Below are 19,731 nucleotides of genomic sequence, written 5' to 3'. Positions count from 1 at the left end.
TCAGCGGATCAGCAGCGCCGTTCCGTAAAGCCCGGCCGCAAACACTGTGTGCGACACCAAATTGAGGGCACGGATCTGCATCGGATTGGGGCGCTTTGAGGCGGCCCAGCCGGCGCCCATGCCGGGCGCCAGCAGGAACCAGCCAGCGCCCACGGTGACAATGCCGAGGATGAAGGCCGGCAGGAAGGTCGGCGCGTCGAGCCATGCCGATCCCGCCAAGACGACCAGAATGATGCCGTAGGCGATGCCGACAAGATAGTGGAAGGCCCAGCCCAGCGCCGATTCATGCGCATAGGGTGCGGCCTTACCAATATCGTCATGAAAGACCTTCTCACGCAGGTGCCAGACCCAGCGGCCGACCAGCCCCCAGTTCGGGCGCGGTTGGGCAAACGCCAAATTGAGAAAAATCGCCCAGATATCCATCAGCACGGTGGCGCCGATGCCGATCGCCACAGCGCGCCAGAAAATGTCAAACGTCATGGAAGTCCCCCCAAGCAGGCAATCGCCAGGCTAAAGCTGTCCGAGAATGTGAGCCGCACCTGATGTGTCGACGCCCGGTTTGCTCTCGACATTGAGTGCGGTGACCTTGCCGTCGTCGACGATCATTGAAAAGCGCTTCGAGCGCAGTCCCATACCGCCGCCGGAGAGGTCGGCGTCAAGGCCGATTGACTTGGCAAAATCGCCGTTGCCGTCGGCCAGATAGAGGATTTTGCCTTCACCGCCGGTGAAGCGCGCCCAGGCGCCCATGACGTGGACGTCGTTGACGGCTACGACCGCGATCGTGTCGACGTCGCGCGCCAGGATGGCGTCGTAATTGTCGAGATAGCCGGGCAGATGGTTGTTGCTGCAGGTCGGCGTGAAGGCGCCGGGAACGGCGAACAGCACCACTTTCTTTCCCGAGAAAATCTCGGCCATCGTCACCACCTTGGCGCCGTCGGCAGTCATCGTCTTGAAGGTCGCTTCGGGCAGCTTGTCACCAACGGAAATGGTCATTGTCTCTCTCGCTTGGGAAGATTGAAAGGAGGTGTCCCGCTCTAGCGGACCAGGCCTGTACCCGCAACTGGCCAGCGACCGACATCAGAGCGGCCAGCATGAAGCAAAGACGCTCAAGGGAACGGCAGAAGTCCCTCGACAGCACCATCGGCGCTGGTCAGCGTGTAGTAGAGGCCGCCATCCGTCGGCGTCGTCGACGGCCGGTCGAGGATCGGCACCGTAAACACCAGCTTGCCGTCCTTTTCGCTGCGGGCAGGGGCGCCGAACATATAATCCCGTTCGCCGGCGACGAAGAAATCCGCCGCCTCCGGATCGCCGGGAAAGCTCGCCTCGACGATCAGCGTCTCGTGGTCGCCCGGCAAGATATTGATGCCGAAATCGGGCCTTGCGGGGGTGGGCAGCGTCGCGAGGGCCGCCTTCACCAGCGCGGCATCCTCGGCATTGTCCGGATCGGAGCCGGGGTCGACGGTCAGCCGCGTCTGCACCGGAATGCAGATCGTCTCGCAGATGCCGAGAAAAATATCGGCATCGATGACGGCCGGCTGGTTCGGTGCCGACAGGGTGAACGTCACCGGCAACGAGACCGGATGGTCGTAGCCGGCCCATTTGCCGTAGCCGTCGTCGTGGCGCTGGGGCGGCGGAAACGAAAACGTTGCGTCGGAGATGTTGGTGCTGGCCGAGATATCGAGTTGCGGCGGCACGCCGGCGTCGCCCGGATCGCGCCAATAGGTCTTCCAACCGGGCTTGAGGGCGATATCGAGCACGCCGCGGATGCGGCCGGCTTCGTCGGGCTTGCCGCTCGTCACCAGCCGCACCTTGCCGCCTTCGCTGTTGTACCAGATCGATGATGAGGCGGCCGCGGGAAGACCTGTTCCCAATCCAACAGCGGCGCCGAGCAGCAGGACTTTCAAGCGTTGCATGGCGCTGATTTGAGCGTCAGTTGATGGCTGTGCAATGACTTCATGGCGTCGCTGGTATCATATTTGCGTGACCTCGGTCAGAGAGCTTTGGCCAAATCGCGCGCTGCGCATCTTTTCGGCGGTGCGGAAACGCGTTACCCTCCCTCCCATGGACTTGTTGCGCCACAAGAAGACGGCTGCCGCGCGCGGCTTCCTCGACGACCAGTTCCTGATTGCCATGCCCGGCATGAAGGACGATCGTTTCACGCGCTCGGTCATCTACATCTGCGCGCACAGCGATGAAGGCGCGATGGGCCTGATCATCAACCAGACCCAGCAGATGCTGTTTCCGGACCTGCTTGTGCAACTCGGCATCATGAACGAGCAGGAGGCGATCCGCCTGCCGGCGCAGGCCCGCGATTTCGTCGTGCGCAATGGCGGCCCGGTGGATCGCAGCCGGGGCTTCGTGCTGCATTCGGGCGACTACCGGGTGGAATCCTCGCTCACCGTCTCCGACGACATTTGCCTGACCGCAACCGTCGACATACTGCGCGCGATCTCGTCGGGCCGCGGGCCACGGCATGCGCTGATGGCGCTCGGCTATTCGGGTTGGGGCGCGGGGCAATTGGAAAGCGAGATCGCCGAGAACGGCTGGCTGACCTGCCCGGCAAGTGCCGAGCTTCTGTTCGACACCGACATCGAGCGCAAATACGATCGGATCCTCGCATCGATCGGCATCGACCTGGCGCATCTCAGCGTGGCCGCCGGTCACGCCTAGCCATGAAAACCTGACGCCTGGTTCCCGACACGACAGCCGCCCCTTGGGTGGAAATTATGTCACCTGAGCATTGCGTCAAACTTGAAGGTGTCATATATGACACTATATGATCGAAGTCAAGGTCTATGAGGATGAGCGGGGAAATAGCCCGTTCGAGGAATGGTTCGATAAGCTCCCGGCGGCGCATGCCGCCAAAGTCACGACTGCTATCGTTCGTCTCAGCGTCGGCAGCCAATCCGGTTTGAAGCCGGTCGGGCAGGGTGTGTCGGAATGGCGGATCGACTGGGGGCCGGGCATTCGAATCTACCTGGCATTCGATGGCGCGAAGCTGATCATCCTGCTGGCGGGTGGAACGAAAAGCCGCCAGCAGGCAGACATCGCCCAGGCCCATGATCGTTGGACAGCCTACAAGCGGCGCAAGAAAGCGAAGGAGTGAAGGCAATGGCACTGTCGCGCAGTTTCAAGGAGACCGTGAAGGCGCGTGCCGAGCGCGATCCGGAGTTTAGGGCAGCGCTTCTCGGTGAGGCGGTTGAAGCCTTTGCCGCTGGCGAGGCCGACACCGGCAAGGCGCTGATCCGGGATTATATCAACGCCACTATTGGCTTCGATAGCTTGGGTGAGGCCGTCTCGATTGATCCGAAAAATCTGATGCGGATGTTCGGGCCGCGCGGAAATCCTCGGCTTGCCAACCTCTCGGCGGTCCTGCGTGAACTCAACCGTCGCGAGGCCGTGCATTTCAAGGTCGAGCCTGAGCGGGTCGCGCACTGAGAAATATCGAAGCGGACTATCGAATCAGGCATCGCTCTGTATGGGTAGAGTTGGTCGGTGTTGGGCCCGGTCGTGAAGCTGCCGGCGCAACACACGACAATGGGCCGGCATTCGAGAGCGACCAATGTCTCCCGCTTCGCAGGCCGACGGATATATCGGAACGCAAATACGGGCTCCCCCGCTTCCGGGCATCGGTCGAGCCGATTCAACTTCAACTGGCGCATCTCAGCGTGGCAGTCGGTTGCGCCTGAGTCTCGTCCTGAATCTTAATCACGCCTGAGTGAGCGGATACTGTTCCTTCAGTGTCTTCAGCACCTGGTCGCCGGGCATCGGCGCGCCGAACATGAAGCTCTGCACATATTCGCAGCCCATCTGCCGCAGTTCGAGCGCGTCGCTTTCATCCGAGATGCCTTCGGCCACGACCGAGAGGCCAAGGTCATGTGCCATGCTGACCATCGATTTGAGCAGCACCGCGCGCTTCGGCGTCGTGTCGTCGACGAAGCTCTTGTCGATCTTGATCGTGTCGAAGGGAAAGCGCGTCAGATAGGCCAGTGATGAATAGCCGGTGCCGAAATCGTCCAGCGACAGGCCGATGCCAAGCTGCTTCAGCTTGGTCAGCACATGGGCTGACTGTTCGGGATTGTCCATCACCAGCGATTCGGTGAGTTCGAGGCGGAAGCAGCGTGGCTTCAGATTGGCGCGCGCGATCACCGAACGGACGTCGCTGACCAGGTCGCGGCGGATGAGCTGGCGGCTGGACAGATTGACCGAGACCGACAGCGGCGCGTCGCCGATCTGTTTCTGCCATGTCGCGAGGTCTTCGGCCGCCTGCTGCATGGCGAACAGGCCAAGCTGTACGATCAGGCCGCAGCTTTCGGCGACCGGGATGAAATCCGCCGGCGGGATCATGCCGCGGCGCGGATGGTCCCATCTGAGCAGCGCCTCGAACCCGGCGACGCTGCCATCTTCCAGCCGCACGATCGGCTGATAGGCAAGCGTGAATTCGCGCCGTTCGATGGCGCGGCGCAGATCGGACTCGAGCTGCAAGCGGTCGGTGCCGACGGTGCGGAAGGCCGGGCGGAACGGCTCGATCCTGTCGCCGCCGAAGCGCTTGGCCTGATGCATGGCAAGCTCGGCGTCCTTGACCATGTCCTCGGCCGAAGTTTGCGCCGAAGTCCAGGTGATCAGCCCGATCGAAGCGGTCAGCACGATCTCGCGCTTGGCGAAGGTGATCGGGTTGTTGATCGCATGCTTGATGGCGTCCGCCACGGCCGCGATGCGGGCAGGATCCTGCTCCGACAACAGCATCAGCGCGAACTGGTCGCCGGCAAAGCGCGACAGCGAATCCTTCGGCTTGAGCAGCCGGTGCAGCCGGCGCGCGATCGTCAGCAGGATGGTGTCGCCGGCCGAGATGCCGAGCCCGTCATTGACCTGCTTGAAGCGGTCGATGTCGATGACGAAGACGGTGGGGCGCACCTTGTCTTCCGTGCGGGCGATCGAGATGATCGCCTCCAGCCGGTTCATGTACAGCTCGCGGTTCGGCAGGCCGGTCAAATTGTCGTGCACGGCGTCGTGCAGCAGTCGTTCCTCGGATTTCTTCTGTTCGGTCACGTCGACCATCGTGCCGACGCAGCGGATGACCTCGCCGTCCGATCCGATGACCGGGCGCGCCCTGAGCGAGAACCAGTGATAGTGCCCGTCGGCGCCGCGCAGCCGGAAATTCTGCGCCACGCGGCCGCGGCGGTGTTCGAGCACAACGTCGAGCGTGGTGCGGAAAGTGTCGCGGTCGTCGGCATGCAGCACCGGCAGCCAGTTGCGGGCCGCACCTCCGAGGCTGTTGGGCGCGAGCCCGAGCTGGATGCTGACATCGGGCTTGGTGACGACGCGGTCGCGCAGCACGTCCCAATCCCACACCGTGTCGCCCGATCCGGCGACGGCCAGCGCCTGGCGTTCGAGGTCGGAGAACAGGCCCTGATGCAGCGCGCCGCCGGCAAAGGCATGCTGCATGACGGTGAAGCCGATCAAGAGGATGATCAGGATCAGTCCGCCGCCCAGCGCCGGCTGGGCGATGTCGTTGTCGAGCATGCCTGTGATCGCCATCCATGACCCGCACAGCCACAACAGCACCATGACCCAACTCGGCACCAGCATGATCGCGCGGTCATAGCCGCGTATGCCGAGGAAGATGATCAGGCCAAGCCCGGTCAGCGCGGTGGCGGCGAAGGAAATCCTGGCGATGCCGGCGGCGACCGCCGGATCGACGATGGCGACGCCCGCGATCAGCACCAGCCCCAGGATCCAGACCAGCGCGCCGTAGCTGAAATGGCCGTGCCAGCGGTTTAGGTTGAGATAGGCGAACAGGAACACCACGAAGGTCGCCGCAAGCGCCACCTCCGTTCCGGCCCGCCACATCTGCTCATTGCCGGGCGATATTTCTATGATCTTGTTGAGGAAGCCGAAATCGACGCAGATATAGGCGAGCACCGCCCAGGCGAGCGCCGCGGTCGCCGGAAACATCGAGGTTCCCTTGACGACGAACAGAATGGTCAGGAACAGCGCCAGCAGGCCGGCGATGCCGATGACGATGCCGCGAAACAGCGTGTAGGAATTGACCGAATCCTTGTAGGATTCCGGATCCCAAAGATAGACCTGCGGCAGCTTGGGCGAGGCTAGCTCGGCGATGAAGGTAACCACCGTTCCGGGGTTCAGCGTCACCCGGAACACATCGGCGTCGGGACTGGTCTGGCGGTCGAGCGCGAAGCCTTCGCTCGGCGTGATCGCGGCAATGCGGGTCGAGCCGAGATCCGGCCAGAAGATGCCGGAATTCACCAGCCGGAAATGCGGTGCGACGATCAGCCGGTCAAGCTGCTGATCGGTGGTGTTGGCCAGCGCGAACACCGCCCAGTCGCCGGTCGAGCGCGCGTCATTGGCCTCGACCTCGATGCGCCGCACGATGCCGTCGGGCCCGGGCGCGGTCGACACCTGGAAGTTCTCGCCCTGGTTCCGGTAGATTTCGACGGCGCCCGACAGATCGAGCGCCACATCGTCGCGGGCGATCTTGATCGGTTCGACGGCAAAGGACGAGGACGCCGCTCCAAGCATGATGATCGCTGCCAGGACAAAGGCGAACAGCGACCTGATTCGCAGGAAATTCGTCAAAATCAGTCCTTCGTTCCTGCGCCAGGCGGATCGTCCGCGATCCGGGCGTAGAGGTAGTGGTCCTGCCAGATGCCATTGATCCTGAGGTAGGATCGCAGAAGTCCTTCGCGCCGGAATCCGGCTTTTTCAAGCACGCGGATCGACCGGGCGTTGTCGGGAATACAGGCAGCTTCGATCCGGTGCAACCTCAGCGTCTCGAAGGCGAAGCGCGAAACCACCTTGACCGCGTCGGTCATCAGGCCGAGGCCGCTATAGCGTTCGCCGATCCAGTAGCCGATATGGCCGCTCTGCGCGACGCCGTGGCGAATGTTGCCGAGCGTGATGCCGCCGGCAAGCTTGCCGCTGCCTTTCTCGAAGATGAAGAAGGCGATCGCCGTTCCCTGCGCATAGTCCTCGCGGTAGCGGCCGATGCGGTGGCGCCATGAAGCGCGGTCGAGCTCGTCGGGGGTCCATCGCGGCTCCCACGGCTCCAGGAAGGCGCGGCTTTCCCCGCGCAGCGCCGTCCATTCGCGATAGTCGTTGGTCAGCGGTACGCGCAGCGTAACCCGGTCGCCCTTCAGCGCCGGCAGGTCACGGCGAAAGAAAGGGAGCGCGAACACGGGCGCTTGGACAGGCTAGACGGCGAGCTTGCGGGCCGTGGTCTGCGTGCCCGAAAGCGAGTCGAGGATCGCTTCATAGGGGGCGAGCGTACCCACCGGTCCAACAGCGGTCAGCGTCGGCTTGGTCGAGAACAGCCGCGACGACAGGTCCGTCAGCCGATTGATCGTCAATGCCGACAGCCGCTCCATCAACTCTTCCTTGGCGATCGGCCGGCCGAACAGCAGCAATTGCCGGGCGATCTGCGAAGCGCGGCTGGCAGGGCTTTCGGCCGACATGATCAGTCCAGCGCGGTATTGCGCGCGCGCCCGGTCGAGTTCTTCCTGCAGGATGTTCTCGCCGGCTTTCTGCAGTTCGTCGATGACGACAGGCACCAGTTCGGCGATGTCGCTCTGCCCGGTGGCAGCATGGACGCCGAATATGCCGGTGTCGGAAAAGCCCCAATGGAAGGCATAGACCGAATAGCACAGGCCGCGCTTTTCGCGGACTTCCTGGAAAAGGCGCGACGACATGCCGCCGCCAAGGATCATCGACAGAACCTGCGAGGCGTAGAAGTCGCGCACATGGTAGGCGCGGCCTTCGAAGCCGAGCACGATCTGGGCGTCCATCAGGTCGCGGTCCTCGCGGAAATCACCGCCGACATATTGCGCATATTGCGGAATGTTGCCTTCGGCCTTGGCGCGGAAGCCGCCGAGATGTCTTTCGACCTCACGCACGAAATCGTCGTGCTTGATGTCACCGGCGGCGACGATCACCATGCGCTCGGCGGCATATTGCCGTTCGATGAATTTGTGCAACTGCTTCGACGTGAAGGATTTGACGGTGTCCGGCGTGCCGAGGATGGAGCGGCCGATCGTCTGGTGGCGGAAGGCCGTCTCGGTGAAGCGATCGAAGACGATGTCGTCGGGCGTGTCGTGCGCGGCGCCGATCTCCTGCAGGATCACGTGCTGCTCGCGTTCCAGCTCCTGCGGATCGAACTCGGACTCCTGCAGGATGTCGGCGAGGATGTCGACGGCCAACGGCACGTCGTCGCTTAGCACCCTTGCATAGTAGGAGGTCGTCTCGACGCTGGTGGCGGCATTGATCTCGCCGCCGACATCCTCGATTTCCGAAGCGATCTCGAAAGCGCTTCGCCGCTTGGTTCCCTTGAACGCCATGTGTTCAAGCAGGTGGGCCATTCCGTGCTCTTCGTCACGCTCATTGCGGGCGCCTGATTTGACCCAGGCACCAAGAGCAACGGATTCGAGACTTGGAAGGGTTTCGGTGGCGACTGTCAGGCCGTTCGACAGACGGCTTACCTCAACACCCATATAGCTGGTACTCCCTAACTTGCCGCCCGCGTGTGATGGCTAACATAATCTTCCACCATTTTCAGGTCGGATGGAAGTACCGTGTACCTTTCCTCTGATGTCATCAACCCGCCTAGCCATGCGGGCAGGGCGGGCGACACGCCGCAGGCTTCTTCGACGGCAGCCGGAAACTTTGCCGGATGGGCGGTGCCCAACACCACCATCGGCACGGCATTGGCGGCCGTTGCGGCGGCAACATGCATGGCTGCGGCGGTGTGCGGGTCGAGCAGGTAGTTGCTGGCCGCCAGCGTCGAGCGGATCGTGGCGGCGACTTCATCCATCGTCGAACGGCCGGCGTCGAATTCGGCGCGGATCCTGGCGATCTCCGCCGTTTCGATGGTGAAGGCGCCGGACTGTTTCAGCCCGTTCATGTAGCGCCGCACGGTCGAGGCATCGCGGCCGGCCGCCTCGAACAGCAGGCGTTCGAAATTCGACGACACCTGGATGTCCATCGACGGCGACGTCGTCGAAAAGACGCCTTTCGTGCGGTATTCGCCGCTCGACAGCGTGCGCGCCAGAATGTCGTTGTCGTTGGTCGCGATGATCAGCCGCTCGACCGGCAGGCCCATCTTCTTGGCGGCGTAGCCGGCGAAGATGTCGCCGAAATTGCCGGTCGGCACGGTGAAGGAGATCGGCCGGTCGGGCGCGCCCAGCGACAGCGCCGACGAGAAATAATAGACGATCTGGGCCATGATGCGGGCCCAGTTGATCGAATTGACGCCGGACAGCGACACCCGGTCGCGAAAGGCGTGATCGTTGAACATGTCCTTCACCAGGCCCTGGCAATCGTCGAAATTGCCTTCGATCGCCAGTGCGTGGACGTTTGCGGCGGTCGATGTCGTCATCTGCCGCTGCTGCACCGGTGAAACCTTGCCATGCGGGAACAGAACGAAGATGTCGGTGCGGGCGCGCCCGGCAAAGGCATCGATGGCAGCCCCGCCAGTATCGCCTGAGGTGGCCCCGACGATTGTTGCGCGCTGGTCGCGTTCGGCCAGTACATGGTCCATCAGCCGGGCGAGAAGCTGCATGGCGACGTCCTTGAAAGCCAGCGTCGGGCCATGAAAGAGTTCGAGGACGAATGTGTTCGGACCGGTCTGCACCAGCGGGCAGACGGCCTCGTGACGGAAGGTCGCATAGGCCTCGCGCACCAGCCGTTCGAACACCGGCATCGCGATCTCGCCGCCCAGAAACGGCGCCAGCACGCGAATGGCGAGATCGGGATAGGCAAGGCCGCGCATGGCGCGGATTTCGGCTGCCGAAAGATGCGGCCATGCGCTGGGCACATAAAGCCCGCCGTCGCGCGCCAGTCCCGCCATCACCGCGTCGGAAAAACCAAGCACGGGCGCTTTCCCGCGGGTACTCACATATTGCATCGTCACATGTCCATTGCGGCCGGGCGGCTTTATCCCGGCAAAGTGGTTAATTTCTGCGCTGGCTCAGTCGCATTTTTGCCGCGCGGTTGATATACGTCACCGGCTTTGCGAGAGGGAAGAGCAGTTCATGGCGTTTTGTTCGTTCAACGGTCGCCCATCTTATCGTCGTTTTGTCGCGGGTCTGGCGCTCACCGGCTTTATGCTTGCCGCCGCCGGCTGCCAATCGAGCGACAATGGCATCCTTGGCTTCGGCAAGAAGGACACGTCGCCACCGCCGCCTCCGGACCCACAGGTTCTCAGAAGCCAATTGCTGGCCTATTGCCCGAAAGTGACGCTGCGCGACGGCACCGCTTTCTTCAACACCTATGCCAAGAGCGGCCCGAAGCCCAGGAAGAAAGCCGAGCCCGCCGCTGACGCGGCACAGACCGACCAGACGGCGCCGGACGGTACTCTGGTTGATCCGCAGAAGGATCCGACGAAGATCATCTACCAGGCCTCGATCACCGACGTCACCCGCGACTGCAGCCGCGCCAACGGCCAGTTGTCGATGAAGATCGGGGTCGCCGGCAAGGTCGTGCCGGGTCCGATGTTCAAGCCCGGTACGATCACCATGCCGATCCGTATTGCCGTGATGCATGGTTCAGACGTGCTTTACTCGCAGCTTCACCAATATCAGATCCAGGTTACCGACCCTTCGACCGCTAGCCAATTCGTCTTCACCGATTCCAGCGTCGTCGTTCCCGAGCCCACCGCGAAGGACTATCAGGCGTTTGCCGGCTATGATGAAGGCGCGCCGAAGAAGGGCGACAAGAAAAAGGTTGCCGCGGCCGAATAGCGGCTGGGAATTGCGCCTCCAGACGGAGGCGCATGCCTTACGCATCCGCCGACCATTCCGACAGGGCGCTTTTCAGTTCCGCCCAGCGGCGAATGACCGTTTCGGCGCCGGCCTCGGTCAGCGCGTCGGCATGGCCGGGATAGCTGTGGCCGGCTCCCGTGAAGCCGATCACGCGCATCCCCGCCGTCCTGGCGCCGGTCACGCCATGCACGGAATCCTCGATGACGAAGGTGTTTTGCGGATCGGCCTTGAGCTTTTCCGCGGCATGGAGAAACACGTCGGGCGCCGGCTTGGTTTTCCCGGTCGGTGTTTCCATCGCCGAAAAAATCCGGCCGGCGAAGAACGGCAGCAAATGCACCTTTTCCAACATGAACTCGATCCGCTCCGAGCGTGAATTCGAACAGATGCAGCGCGGCACTGTCACCGCGGCGACCGCCTCGCGCACGCCGTCGATGGCGCGCACGTCGCTGCGCAATTTGCGGTCGACCAGCTCTTCGGCGCGGTCGATCAGCGAGGCCTGGAACGGGATGCGCGACTTCTCCTCGACCCGCATCATGATGTCCTTGAAGGTCAGCCCGGCATAGGTTTCGCCAATCTCCTCGGCCGATATCTCATACCCGGCCAAGGTCAGCAGCTCGGCCTCGATGCGCGCGGCGATGATTTCGGAATCGACGAGCACGCCGTCGCAATCGAAGATGACAAGGTCTGGCTGTGGCATGGCGGTCCGGAAGCGGGAGGGCGGGCGTTGGCCCGAGCAAGCCCGGGCGGCGCGGGCATACACCAACGGGCCGGCCTTCGCAAATTGCCGGGCCGGCACCTCAGGCCTTCACTGAATATTTACGCTGATCGGTAACCATAACAGGCAGTAAACAGTAACGCGTGCCTTGGGTGTAACAATGTCAGCCGTGCGTCTTCTCGACGAGCTTTCCCATGCTCCTCAGCAATCCGAGTGGCTGGATACGATCCTGAAAGGCGACTGCGTCGCAGCCCTCGACCGGCTGCCCGAAAAATCCATCGACGTCATCTTCGCCGATCCGCCCTACAATCTGCAGCTCGAAGGCGATCTGCACCGGCCCGACCAGTCCAAGGTCGATGCCGTGGACGATGACTGGGACCAGTTCGAGAGTTTCGAGGCCTATGACGCCTTCACCCGCGCCTGGCTGCTGGCGGCGCGGCGCGTGCTGAAGCCCAATGGCACCATCTGGGTCATCGGTTCCTATCACAACATCTTCCGGGTCGGCGCCAGGATGCAGGATCTCGGCTTCTGGATCCTCAACGACGTCGTCTGGCGCAAGACCAATCCGATGCCGAATTTCCGCGGCCGCCGCTTCCAGAACGCGCATGAGACGATGATCTGGGCCTCGCGCGACCAGAAGGGCAAGGGCTACACCTTCAACTACGAATCGCTGAAGGCCTCGAACGACGACGTCCAGATGCGTTCCGACTGGTTGTTCCCGATCTGCACCGGCGGCGAGCGGCTGAAGAACGACAATGGCGACAAATTGCATCCCACGCAGAAGCCGGAAGCCTTGCTTGCCCGCATCATGATGGCTTCGACCAAGCCTGGCGATATCGTGCTCGATCCCTTCTTCGGGTCCGGCACCACCGGCGCGGTGGCCAAGCGCCTTGGCCGCCACTTCGTCGGCATCGAGCGCGAGCAGGCCTATATCGACGCCGCCAATGAACGCATCGATGCGGTCCGGCCACTGGACGGCGCCGATCTGACCGTGCTCACCGGCAAGCGCGCCGAGCCGCGCGTCGCCTTCGTCAGCCTGATCGATACCGGGCTGATGCTGCCGGGCGCCACGCTCTATGACGCCAAGAAACGCTGGGCGGCCAAGGTGCGTGCCGACGGCACGGTGGCGATCGGCGACAGCGCCGGCTCGATCCACAAGATCGGCGCCGAAGTGCAGGGGCTGGACGCCTGCAATGGCTGGACCTTCTGGCATTACGAGCGCAGCGGCGGCCTGACCCCGATCGACGAGCTTCGCCGCATCGCTCGCCTCGGCATGGAGCGGGCAGGGGCCTGAATTTCGCAACCCTGTCCGTACCGCGTTGAATCAAGTTCTCAGGTGATCGATCGAAGTGATTCAAATCACAGCGTGATCCCCAGGTCACACTGTGATCCCCAGGGTCACACAGTGATCCCCAGCCGCCGGAGGTCCGCTTCGAGCGTCTTTGCGTCGGTGAACAGCACGGAGTGCCAGCCGGCCGCCTTGGCGCCTTCGACATTCTTCGGGCTGTCGTCGATGAACAATGTGGCCGCCGGCTCAAGGTCGAACGCGGCGACGTGATGATCGTAGATGCCGCGATCCGGCTTGATCAGGCCGATCTCGCCCGAAATGGTCACGCCGCGCGGACGGTTGAGGAAGTCGAAACGCTGCCTGGCTTCGGCGAGCGTATCGGAGGCGAAGTTGGTCAGCATGGTGACGTCGTGGCCGCTGTCGATCAGCTTCTCCATGATCTCGACACTGTCCTCATAGGCATGCGGCACCATCTCGTGCCAGTGGCGGCGGAAACCGCGTATGTTTTCGGCATGGTCAGGGTGCTCGGAGATCAGCAGCGCCTCGGCTTCTTCCCATGTCCGTCCGCGATCCTGCTCGATGTTCCAGTCATGCGTGCAGACATTGTCGAAGAACCATTTTCTCTCCTCGGCATCCGGAATGAGACGGCTGAACGGCAGGTTCGGATCGTAGTGGATCAGCACTCTGCCGATGTCGAAAACGATGTGGCGGATTTCAGTCATTCTGTCCTCATCAATGCAATTCAATGCGGGGCGATCAAAGCGGGCGTTGCTTTTTGGTCGCGCCCGGTATCGCCGCTTCGATTACCTTTTTCATGACAGTGGGTAGGGCTTCCCCGGAAATTTCATGGGCCAGCGACCAGAAATGCCCCGCTGGAGCGGCGCTCTCGGTCGCCGTTTTGAACACGTCGAGTTCGAGCGCGAAATGGGTAAAGACATGGCCAATCCGCCCGGCAGGCCGCCAGTCGGCGGGGAAGGGGGCTGCCGCATCCGTGGTGGCGCCGTCGACCCGCGCGGTCCAGCCGGTCGTCGGCACCTCGGTCATGCCGCCGAGCAGGCCTTTCTCAGCGCGTTTGCGCAAAAGAATGGCGCCATCGGCCCTGACGGCGACGAATGCGGCGCCACGCCGCAACGGCTTTTCCGCCTTTGGCAGGCGCACCGGAAAACGTTCGGGATCGCCTGCGAGGATGGCGCTGCAATCCTCGCGCAGCGGACAAAGCATGCAGCGCGGCCGGCGCGGCGTGCAGATCGTCGCGCCGAGGTCCATCATCGCCTGGGCAAAATCGCCCGGTCTTGCCTGCGGGACCATGCGCTCGACAAACGCGCGGATCTCGGCTTTGGCCTCGCTCAGCGGCGTGGCAATCGAAAACAACCGGGAAACCACCCGCTCGACATTGCCGTCGACGACCGCGGCGGGATGGTCGAAGGCGATCGCCGCGATCGCTGCCGCCGTATAGGCGCCGATGCCGGGCAGCTCTTTCAGACCGGATTCCGTGGCCGGAAACCGGCCGCCTTGCCGTGCGACGAGATCGGCGCAGGCCTTGAGATTGCGTGCGCGGGAATAATAGCCGAGCCCGGCCCAGGCTTTCATGACATCTTCGGTCGAGGCCGCTGCCAGTGCCTCGACATCGGGCCATTTGCCGACAAAGGCCCGGAAATACGACTTTACCGCTTCGACAGTGGTCTGCTGCAGCATGACTTCGGAAAGCCAGACGCGGTAGGGATCGGGCCGTATGCCACGCAAAACGTCCCGCGGCGCGATGCGCCAGGGCAGATCGCGGTGATGCGCGTCGTACCAGCCGAGCAGCCGGGACGCGATTCCGCCGCTATCCCCGGATGCGGCTTTGCTGCTGTCCCGGGATCCAGCTTTGCTGGTATCTCCGGATGCGGTCTTGCGGGTCTGGTCGTGCAGTGCCATTGATCGAGGACTGGCCTAACCGCTCGGCGAAGGTTGTGACTGGAGAACGCACATGGCAGGGAAAAGGCCCTTCGGCAATCCCGTTCCGGTGAGCGATCTCGCTACCCAGATCCTCGATCCGGTGCTGCGCAAGCGGGCCGGCATGTCGATCGGGCTCGTCCAGTCGTGGGAAGAGATTGCCGGGCCAAGGCTCGCCGGCCGCTCGCGCCCCGAAAAGATCCAGTGGCCGCGCCGCATGCATGAAGACGATCCGTTCGAGCCGGCGGTGCTGGTCATCGCCTGCGAAGGCATGGCCGCGCTGCATCTCCAGCACGAGACCGGCGAAATCATCAACCGGGTCAATGCCTTCCTCGGCTTCAACGCCGTTGGCCGGATCAGGATCGTGCAAAAGCCGGTTCTGTCGCAAAAGCTCCGCCCGAAACCAGCCGCCAGACCGCTCAATGATGCCGAAAAATCAAAGCTCTTGCAGACCGTCGGCAAGATCGAGGACGATGGCCTGCGCGCCTCGCTGGAGCGGCTCGGCGCAACTATTCTTGGCCAAAGAAAGCCATAGACCTGTCGTCAATCTCGCGTATTCGTGATCGCTCCCTAAAAGTTTGGCGATTGGAATGGGGATGGCGATGCCTTAATTCGCGCCAACTCTCGCCTTTTCTAGCCTTTGCATTGCAATATCCAACCGATATCAGGTGATTCGTATGACCCGTCCCACATTTGGCAAAAGCTTGTCCCGCAGAAACCTCCTGTCTTCGCTGGCCGCCGTTCCAGCCGTGGTTCTGCTCGCCGCATGCAGCGACTCGGGAGAGAAAGCCGAGGCGGAGGTCGTGAAGCCCGCAACTCCCGTCGATCCGGCGAAGCCGGCCACTCCGGCTGCCGTGAAGGCGCCCGAAGCGCAGGGCACGGTGGATATGGCGGCATTGCTGAAGCCGGGCGCGCTGCCTGACGAGCAGCTTGGCAAGGACGACGCAAAAGTCACCATCGTCGAATATGCCTCGATGACCTGCCCGCATTGCGCGCATTTCGCCGAGACGACATTTCCGGAGCTGAAAACGAAATACATCGACACCGGCAAGGCTCGCTATATCCTGCGCGAGTTCCCGTTCGACCCCAGCGCCGAAGCCGGTTTCATGCTGGCGCGCTGCGCCAAGGACAATTATTTCCCGATGGTGGATGTTCTGTTCAAGCAGCAGGCGAACTGGGTGGGCGTCAACAATACCAAGGACGCGCTGCTGCAAATCTCCAAGCTCGCCGGTTTTACACAGGAGTCGTTCGAAGCCTGCTTGACGGACCAGAAACTTCTGGACGATGTGAGATCGGTCCAGAAACGCGGCGCCGATGAATTCAAGGTCGACTCGACGCCGACCTTCTTTATCAACGGAAAGACCTACAAAGGGGCGATGTCGATTGAGGAAATGTCGGCCATCATCGACCCTCTGCTTTGACGCTCCAGCAGCGCCGAGGCGACCGCGCTTCGGCGTGCGCGCTTGTTTGTCTCTTTCGGGGCGGCGTGAATGAAGTTTTCGCGCCTTCGCCTGCTCGGTTTCAAATCCTTCGTCGAACCCGGTGAGTTCGTCATCGAGCGCGGCCTGACGGGCATCGTCGGGCCGAACGGCTGCGGCAAGTCGAACCTAGTCGAGGCGTTGCGCTGGGTGATGGGCGAAAGCTCCTACAAGAACATGCGCGCGTCGGGCATGGACGACGTCATCTTTTCCGGGTCGGGAACGCGTCCGGCCCGCAACACCGCCGAAGTCACGCTCTTCCTCGACAATACCGACCGCAGCGCGCCCGCCGCCTTCAACGATGCCGACGAACTGCAGGTCTCGCGCCGCATCGAGCGCGAGGCGGGCTCGCTCTACCGCATCAACGGCAAGGAAGCCCGCGCCAAGGACGTGCAGCTGCTTTTCGCCGATCAGTCGACCGGCGCGCGCTCGCCATCGATGGTCGGACAGGGCCGCATCGGCGAACTGATCCAGGCCAAGCCGCAGGCGAGGCGTGCGCTGCTCGAAGAGGCGGCGGGCATCTCCGGCCTGCATACGCGCCGCCACGAAGCCGAGCTCAGGCTGAAGGCGGCTGAACAGAATCTGGAGCGGCTGGAAGACGTCGTCGGCGAGCTCGAAAGCCAGATCGAAAGCCTGAAGCGCCAGGCCCGTCAGGCCTCGCGCTTCAAGAACCTGTCGGCCGATATCCGCAAGGCCGAAGCGACGCTGCTGCATCTGCGCTGGACGCTTGCCAAGACGCAGGAAGGCGAGGCACGCTCGGCCCTGGCGGTTGCCACCGCGCTTGTCGGCGACCGCGCCTCCGCTCAAATGGCCGCCGCCAGGGAGCAGGGGATCGGGGCGCACCGGCTGCCGGACCTGCGCGACGCGGAAGCCGCCGCCGCTGCCGCGTTCCAGCGCCTGTCGATCGCCAAGGCGCAGATCGAGGAGGAAGCAGGCCGCATCCGCGCCCGCCAGGCGGAACTCGACCGACGGCTCCAGCAACTCGACGGCGACATCGCCCGCGAGGAGCGGATGGTGCGCGACAACGCCGACATTCTCGAACGCCTGCGCACCGAAGAAGCCGAGCTGAATTCCGAAAATGCCGGCGCCGCCGAGCGCGAGGCCAACACTCGCGCGGCTTTCGAACAGGCGGCATCAACGCTTGCCGCGAGTGAGGCGAAACTGGCGGCGCTGACCGCCGAACGGGCCGAGGCCGCCGCCTCGCGCAACCAGATCGAGCGCAGCCTGCGCGATACCGCCGAGCGCCGTGACCGCTTCGCCCGCCAGCTCGCCGATGTCGACCGGGAATTGTCCGACATCATATCCAGGGTTGCCGGCCTGCCTGATCCGGCCGAAAAGCGGCTTCTGGTCGAGGACGCCATGGCGCTGCTCGAGGAAACCGAGGCCGCCGCCATCGCTGCCGAACAGGCGGTTGCCGAGGCGCGCGCGGCCGAAAATGCGGCCCGCCCGCCGGTCCAGGATGCCAAGGGCGAACTGGCTCGTATCGAGACCGAGGCGCGCACGCTGGCCAAGATCCTGAATGCGGCCAGCGGCGATCTCTTCCCCTCCGTGCTGGAGCAGATCAGCGTCGAACGCGGCTACGAGACCGCGCTTGGCGCTGCCCTTGGCGAAGATCTTGACGTACCGCTTGACCGCAGCGCGCCAGTGCATTGGGGTGAAAGCGAAATCCAGCCTGGCGACGCTGCTCTGCCCGAAGGCGTCAGGAACCTTGCCAGTGTCGTCCGCGCGCCGGCGCAACTCGCGCGCCGGCTGGCGCAAATCGGTATTGTCGAGGCCGGCGACGGGCGGCGGCTGCAAGCGCTGCTTGCGCCCGGCCAGCGGCTGGTCAGCCGCGAAGGCGCGCTCTGGCGCTGGGACGGCTTCACCGCCAGCGCCGATGCGCCGACCGCGGCAGCACAAAGGCTAGCGCAGAAGAACCGGCTGGCGGAGCTCGATGCCGAAGCCGTGCAAGCCACGCTTGTCCTGCGCGGCGCCGAAGCCGCGCTTGCGCAAGCCGAACAGGCGTTGGCGCGAAGCAGCGAGGCCGAACGCAATGCCAGGCAGGCCGGGCGCGACGCCCAGCACGGGCTTGACGCCGCGCGCAACGTGCTGGCCGAGGCCGAGAAAGCCGGCGGCGAGCTGTCGAGCCGGCGCGCCGCACTGGACGAGGCGCGCGCCCGAATCGTCGACAGCCATGAGGAGACGGCGGCTGCTTTCGTCGAGGCGGAAATGCTGCTGCAAGAAGCGCCCGATCTCGGCGATCTGCAGTTGCAGCTCGAACAGTCCTCGGCCAATGTCGCCCGCGATCGCGCCGCTCTTGCCGATGCGCGCGCCGTTCATGAGGGCCTGAGGCGGGAGGCCGAGGCGCGGATGCGCCGGCTCGAGGCCATCGGGACGGAGCGCCGCAACTGGCTGGAGCGCGCCGAGAACGCCTCGACGCAGATCGCTTCACTCGGCGAACGCAAGGCCGAAGCCGAGGCCGAGCGCGAAATGCTCGCCGACGCCCCCGACGAGATCGACGCCAAGCGGCGTGCGCTTCTCTCGCAGCTTGCCGAGGCGGAAAGCCTGCGTCAGGCGGCGGGCGACCGCCTGCAGGAAGCGGAGAACCGGCAGTCGGAGTTGGACAAGGCCGCGACTGCGGCGATCCAGTCGCTGGCCGAGGCGCGTGAAACGCGCGTCCGCGCCGAAGAGCGGCTGACCGCCGCCGACGAGAGGCGGCTGGAGGTCGAGGCGCGTATCCAGGAAACGCTGAACACGCCGCCGCATCTGGTCATCCGCCATACTGGCCTCGAGGCCGACAGCCCGATGCCCGAAATGGCCGAGATCGAGCGTCAGCTCGACCGGTTGAAGATCGAGCGCGAACGGCTTGGCGCCGTCAACCTGCGCGCCGAGGAGGAGCAGAAGGAACTGTCCGACCGCTTGGAGACCATCGTTTCCGAGCGCGAGGACATCATCGAGGCGATCCGCAAGCTCAGGCAGGCGATCCAGAGCCTGAACCGCGAAGGCCGCGAACGGCTGCTCGCTGCCTTCGAGGTGGTCAACGGTCATTTCCAGCGGCTGTTCTCGCATCTGTTTGGCGGCGGCACGGCCGAGCTGCAACTGATCGAATCCGACGATCCGCTCGAAGCCGGTCTGGAGATTCTTGCCCGCCCGCCCGGCAAGAAGCCGCAGACCATGACGCTGCTGTCCGGCGGCGAGCAGGCGCTGACGGCGATGTCGCTGATCTTCGCCGTATTCCTGACCAATCCGGCGCCGATCTGCGTGCTCGATGAGGTCGACGCGCCGCTCGACGATCACAATGTCGAGCGTTTCTGCAATCTCATGGACGAAATGGCCGCCACCACCGATACGCGCTTCGTCATCATCACGCACAACCCGATCACCATGGCGCGCATGAACCGGCTATTCGGCGTGACAATGGCCGAGCAGGGCGTAAGCCAGCTCGTGTCGGTCGACCTGCAGGCGGCCGAAGCCATGCGCGAGGCAAGCTGAAGCATCGATAACGCGGCTTGCCGGTGGCCTCAATTCCGGCTTTCAATTATAGCACGACATGAAGCGGACGGT

Annotated in this window: 18 protein-coding genes; 8 read left to right on the top strand and 10 right to left on the bottom strand. The window is 63.7% G+C overall.

Annotation, left to right across the window (positions count from 1 at the left end; translation table 11 throughout):
* From C9427_RS15595 to C9427_RS15585, 3 genes are all read right to left on the bottom strand, one after another.
* The gene (locus C9427_RS15595; RefSeq protein WP_107650018.1) at window positions 1–480 is read right to left on the bottom strand and encodes a DUF2938 domain-containing protein; all 480 of its coding nucleotides are present in this window, start codon (window positions 478–480) and stop codon (window positions 1–3) included.
* Window positions 481–510: 30 nt separating this feature from the next.
* Window positions 511–993 (bottom strand): peroxiredoxin, encoded by a 483-nt coding sequence (locus tag C9427_RS15590; RefSeq protein ID WP_107650017.1) that lies wholly within the window; start codon window positions 991–993, stop codon window positions 511–513.
* A gap of 113 nt (window positions 994–1,106) precedes the next feature.
* On the bottom strand, window positions 1,107–1,913 hold the full coding sequence (locus tag C9427_RS15585) for a protein-disulfide reductase DsbD domain-containing protein (protein WP_107650016.1): 807 nt from the start codon (window positions 1,911–1,913) through the stop codon (window positions 1,107–1,109).
* A gap of 148 nt (window positions 1,914–2,061) precedes the next feature.
* On the opposite strand from C9427_RS15585, the gene C9427_RS15580 reads away from it, so the two are divergent.
* The 3 genes from C9427_RS15580 (at window position 2,062) to C9427_RS15570 (ending at window position 3,438) form a co-directional block, all read left to right on the top strand.
* On the top strand, window positions 2,062–2,670 hold the full coding sequence (locus C9427_RS15580) for a YqgE/AlgH family protein (protein WP_097576712.1): 609 nt from the start codon (window positions 2,062–2,064) through the stop codon (window positions 2,668–2,670).
* 106 nt (window positions 2,671–2,776) lie between these two features.
* A complete protein-coding gene (locus C9427_RS15575) occupies window positions 2,777–3,106 on the top strand; it encodes a type II toxin-antitoxin system RelE/ParE family toxin (RefSeq protein ID WP_342587249.1) in 330 nt (109 codons plus the stop codon).
* 5 nt (window positions 3,107–3,111) lie between these two features.
* Window positions 3,112–3,438, top strand: coding sequence for a helix-turn-helix domain-containing transcriptional regulator (locus C9427_RS15570; RefSeq protein WP_107650015.1), 327 nt, complete (start codon window positions 3,112–3,114; stop codon window positions 3,436–3,438).
* A gap of 270 nt (window positions 3,439–3,708) precedes the next feature.
* On the opposite strand, the gene C9427_RS15565 is transcribed toward C9427_RS15570, so the two are convergent.
* Genes C9427_RS15565 through thrC form a run of 4 tightly spaced genes read right to left on the bottom strand, consistent with a single transcriptional unit; the run spans window position 3,709 to window position 9,916 of the window.
* On the bottom strand, window positions 3,709–6,597 hold the full coding sequence (locus tag C9427_RS15565) for an EAL domain-containing protein (protein WP_107650014.1): 2,889 nt from the start codon (window positions 6,595–6,597) through the stop codon (window positions 3,709–3,711).
* 2 nt (window positions 6,598–6,599) lie between these two features.
* On the bottom strand, window positions 6,600–7,196 hold the full coding sequence (locus C9427_RS15560; protein ID WP_107650013.1) for a GNAT family N-acetyltransferase: 597 nt from the start codon (window positions 7,194–7,196) through the stop codon (window positions 6,600–6,602).
* A gap of 15 nt (window positions 7,197–7,211) precedes the next feature.
* Window positions 7,212–8,504, bottom strand: coding sequence for a M16 family metallopeptidase (locus C9427_RS15555; RefSeq protein WP_107650012.1), 1,293 nt, complete (start codon window positions 8,502–8,504; stop codon window positions 7,212–7,214).
* A gap of 14 nt (window positions 8,505–8,518) precedes the next feature.
* Complete coding sequence (gene thrC, locus C9427_RS15550; RefSeq protein ID WP_107650011.1) at window positions 8,519–9,916, bottom strand: threonine synthase; 1,398 nt, start codon at window positions 9,914–9,916, stop codon at window positions 8,519–8,521.
* Between the two features lie 127 nt (window positions 9,917–10,043).
* Here thrC and C9427_RS15545 point away from each other — a divergent pair, with 127 nt between their 5' ends.
* Window positions 10,044–10,751, top strand: coding sequence for a hypothetical protein (locus C9427_RS15545; RefSeq protein WP_107650010.1), 708 nt, complete (start codon window positions 10,044–10,046; stop codon window positions 10,749–10,751).
* Window positions 10,752–10,788: 37 nt separating this feature from the next.
* On the opposite strand, the gene C9427_RS15540 is transcribed toward C9427_RS15545, so the two are convergent.
* The gene (locus C9427_RS15540) at window positions 10,789–11,469 is read right to left on the bottom strand and encodes an HAD family hydrolase (protein ID WP_107650009.1); all 681 of its coding nucleotides are present in this window, start codon (window positions 11,467–11,469) and stop codon (window positions 10,789–10,791) included.
* Window positions 11,470–11,647: 178 nt separating this feature from the next.
* Between C9427_RS15540 and C9427_RS15535 the strand changes: the two genes are divergently transcribed.
* Window positions 11,648–12,781 (top strand): site-specific DNA-methyltransferase, encoded by a 1,134-nt coding sequence (locus tag C9427_RS15535; RefSeq protein ID WP_107650008.1) that lies wholly within the window; start codon window positions 11,648–11,650, stop codon window positions 12,779–12,781.
* A 104-nt stretch (window positions 12,782–12,885) separates the two neighbouring features.
* Here C9427_RS15535 and C9427_RS15530 read toward each other — a convergent pair whose 3' ends face one another.
* A complete protein-coding gene (locus tag C9427_RS15530; protein WP_107650007.1) occupies window positions 12,886–13,497 on the bottom strand; it encodes an HAD family hydrolase in 612 nt (203 codons plus the stop codon).
* Between the two features lie 34 nt (window positions 13,498–13,531).
* Complete coding sequence (mutY, locus tag C9427_RS15525) at window positions 13,532–14,692, bottom strand: A/G-specific adenine glycosylase (protein ID WP_107650006.1); 1,161 nt, start codon at window positions 14,690–14,692, stop codon at window positions 13,532–13,534.
* Between the two features lie 52 nt (window positions 14,693–14,744).
* Here mutY and C9427_RS15520 point away from each other — a divergent pair, with 52 nt between their 5' ends.
* From C9427_RS15520 to smc, 3 genes are all read left to right on the top strand, one after another.
* Window positions 14,745–15,245, top strand: a complete 501-nt coding sequence (locus C9427_RS15520; RefSeq protein ID WP_107650005.1) for a DUF721 domain-containing protein — start codon at window positions 14,745–14,747, stop codon at window positions 15,243–15,245.
* A gap of 142 nt (window positions 15,246–15,387) precedes the next feature.
* Complete coding sequence (locus C9427_RS15515; RefSeq protein ID WP_107650004.1) at window positions 15,388–16,131, top strand: DsbA family protein; 744 nt, start codon at window positions 15,388–15,390, stop codon at window positions 16,129–16,131.
* A gap of 69 nt (window positions 16,132–16,200) precedes the next feature.
* A complete protein-coding gene (gene smc / locus C9427_RS15510; RefSeq protein WP_107650003.1) occupies window positions 16,201–19,659 on the top strand; it encodes a chromosome segregation protein SMC in 3,459 nt (1,152 codons plus the stop codon).
* The last annotated feature ends 72 nt before the right edge of the window (window positions 19,660–19,731 follow it).

It is taken from the genome of Mesorhizobium helmanticense, assembly GCF_003034915.1.
Lineage (GTDB): Bacteria > Pseudomonadota > Alphaproteobacteria > Rhizobiales > Rhizobiaceae > Mesorhizobium > Mesorhizobium helmanticense.
The sequence above is the reverse complement of the archived record's forward strand: the minus strand, read 5'-3'. Positions and strand labels throughout refer to the sequence as shown.

Coding starts and splice junctions, on each gene's coding strand:
- C9427_RS15595 (WP_107650018.1), bottom strand. CDS start 480: ATGACGTTTGACATTTTCTGGCGCGCTGTGGCGATCGGCATCGGCGCC.
- C9427_RS15590 (WP_107650017.1), bottom strand. CDS start 993: ATGACCATTTCCGTTGGTGACAAGCTGCCCGAAGCGACCTTCAAGACG.
- C9427_RS15585 (WP_107650016.1), bottom strand. CDS start 1,913: ATGCAACGCTTGAAAGTCCTGCTGCTCGGCGCCGCTGTTGGATTGGGA.
- C9427_RS15580 (WP_097576712.1), top strand. CDS start 2,062: ATGGACTTGTTGCGCCACAAGAAGACGGCTGCCGCGCGCGGCTTCCTC.
- C9427_RS15575 (WP_342587249.1), top strand. CDS start 2,777: ATGATCGAAGTCAAGGTCTATGAGGATGAGCGGGGAAATAGCCCGTTC.
- C9427_RS15570 (WP_107650015.1), top strand. CDS start 3,112: ATGGCACTGTCGCGCAGTTTCAAGGAGACCGTGAAGGCGCGTGCCGAG.
- C9427_RS15555 (WP_107650012.1), bottom strand. CDS start 8,504: ATGGGTGTTGAGGTAAGCCGTCTGTCGAACGGCCTGACAGTCGCCACC.
- thrC (WP_107650011.1), bottom strand. CDS start 9,916: ATGCAATATGTGAGTACCCGCGGGAAAGCGCCCGTGCTTGGTTTTTCC.
- C9427_RS15545 (WP_107650010.1), top strand. CDS start 10,044: ATGGCGTTTTGTTCGTTCAACGGTCGCCCATCTTATCGTCGTTTTGTC.
- C9427_RS15540 (WP_107650009.1), bottom strand. CDS start 11,469: ATGCCACAGCCAGACCTTGTCATCTTCGATTGCGACGGCGTGCTCGTC.
- C9427_RS15535 (WP_107650008.1), top strand. CDS start 11,648: ATGTCAGCCGTGCGTCTTCTCGACGAGCTTTCCCATGCTCCTCAGCAA.
- C9427_RS15530 (WP_107650007.1), bottom strand. CDS start 13,497: ATGACTGAAATCCGCCACATCGTTTTCGACATCGGCAGAGTGCTGATC.
- mutY (WP_107650006.1), bottom strand. CDS start 14,692: ATGGCACTGCACGACCAGACCCGCAAGACCGCATCCGGAGATACCAGC.
- C9427_RS15520 (WP_107650005.1), top strand. CDS start 14,745: ATGGCAGGGAAAAGGCCCTTCGGCAATCCCGTTCCGGTGAGCGATCTC.
- C9427_RS15515 (WP_107650004.1), top strand. CDS start 15,388: ATGACCCGTCCCACATTTGGCAAAAGCTTGTCCCGCAGAAACCTCCTG.
- smc (WP_107650003.1), top strand. CDS start 16,201: ATGAAGTTTTCGCGCCTTCGCCTGCTCGGTTTCAAATCCTTCGTCGAA.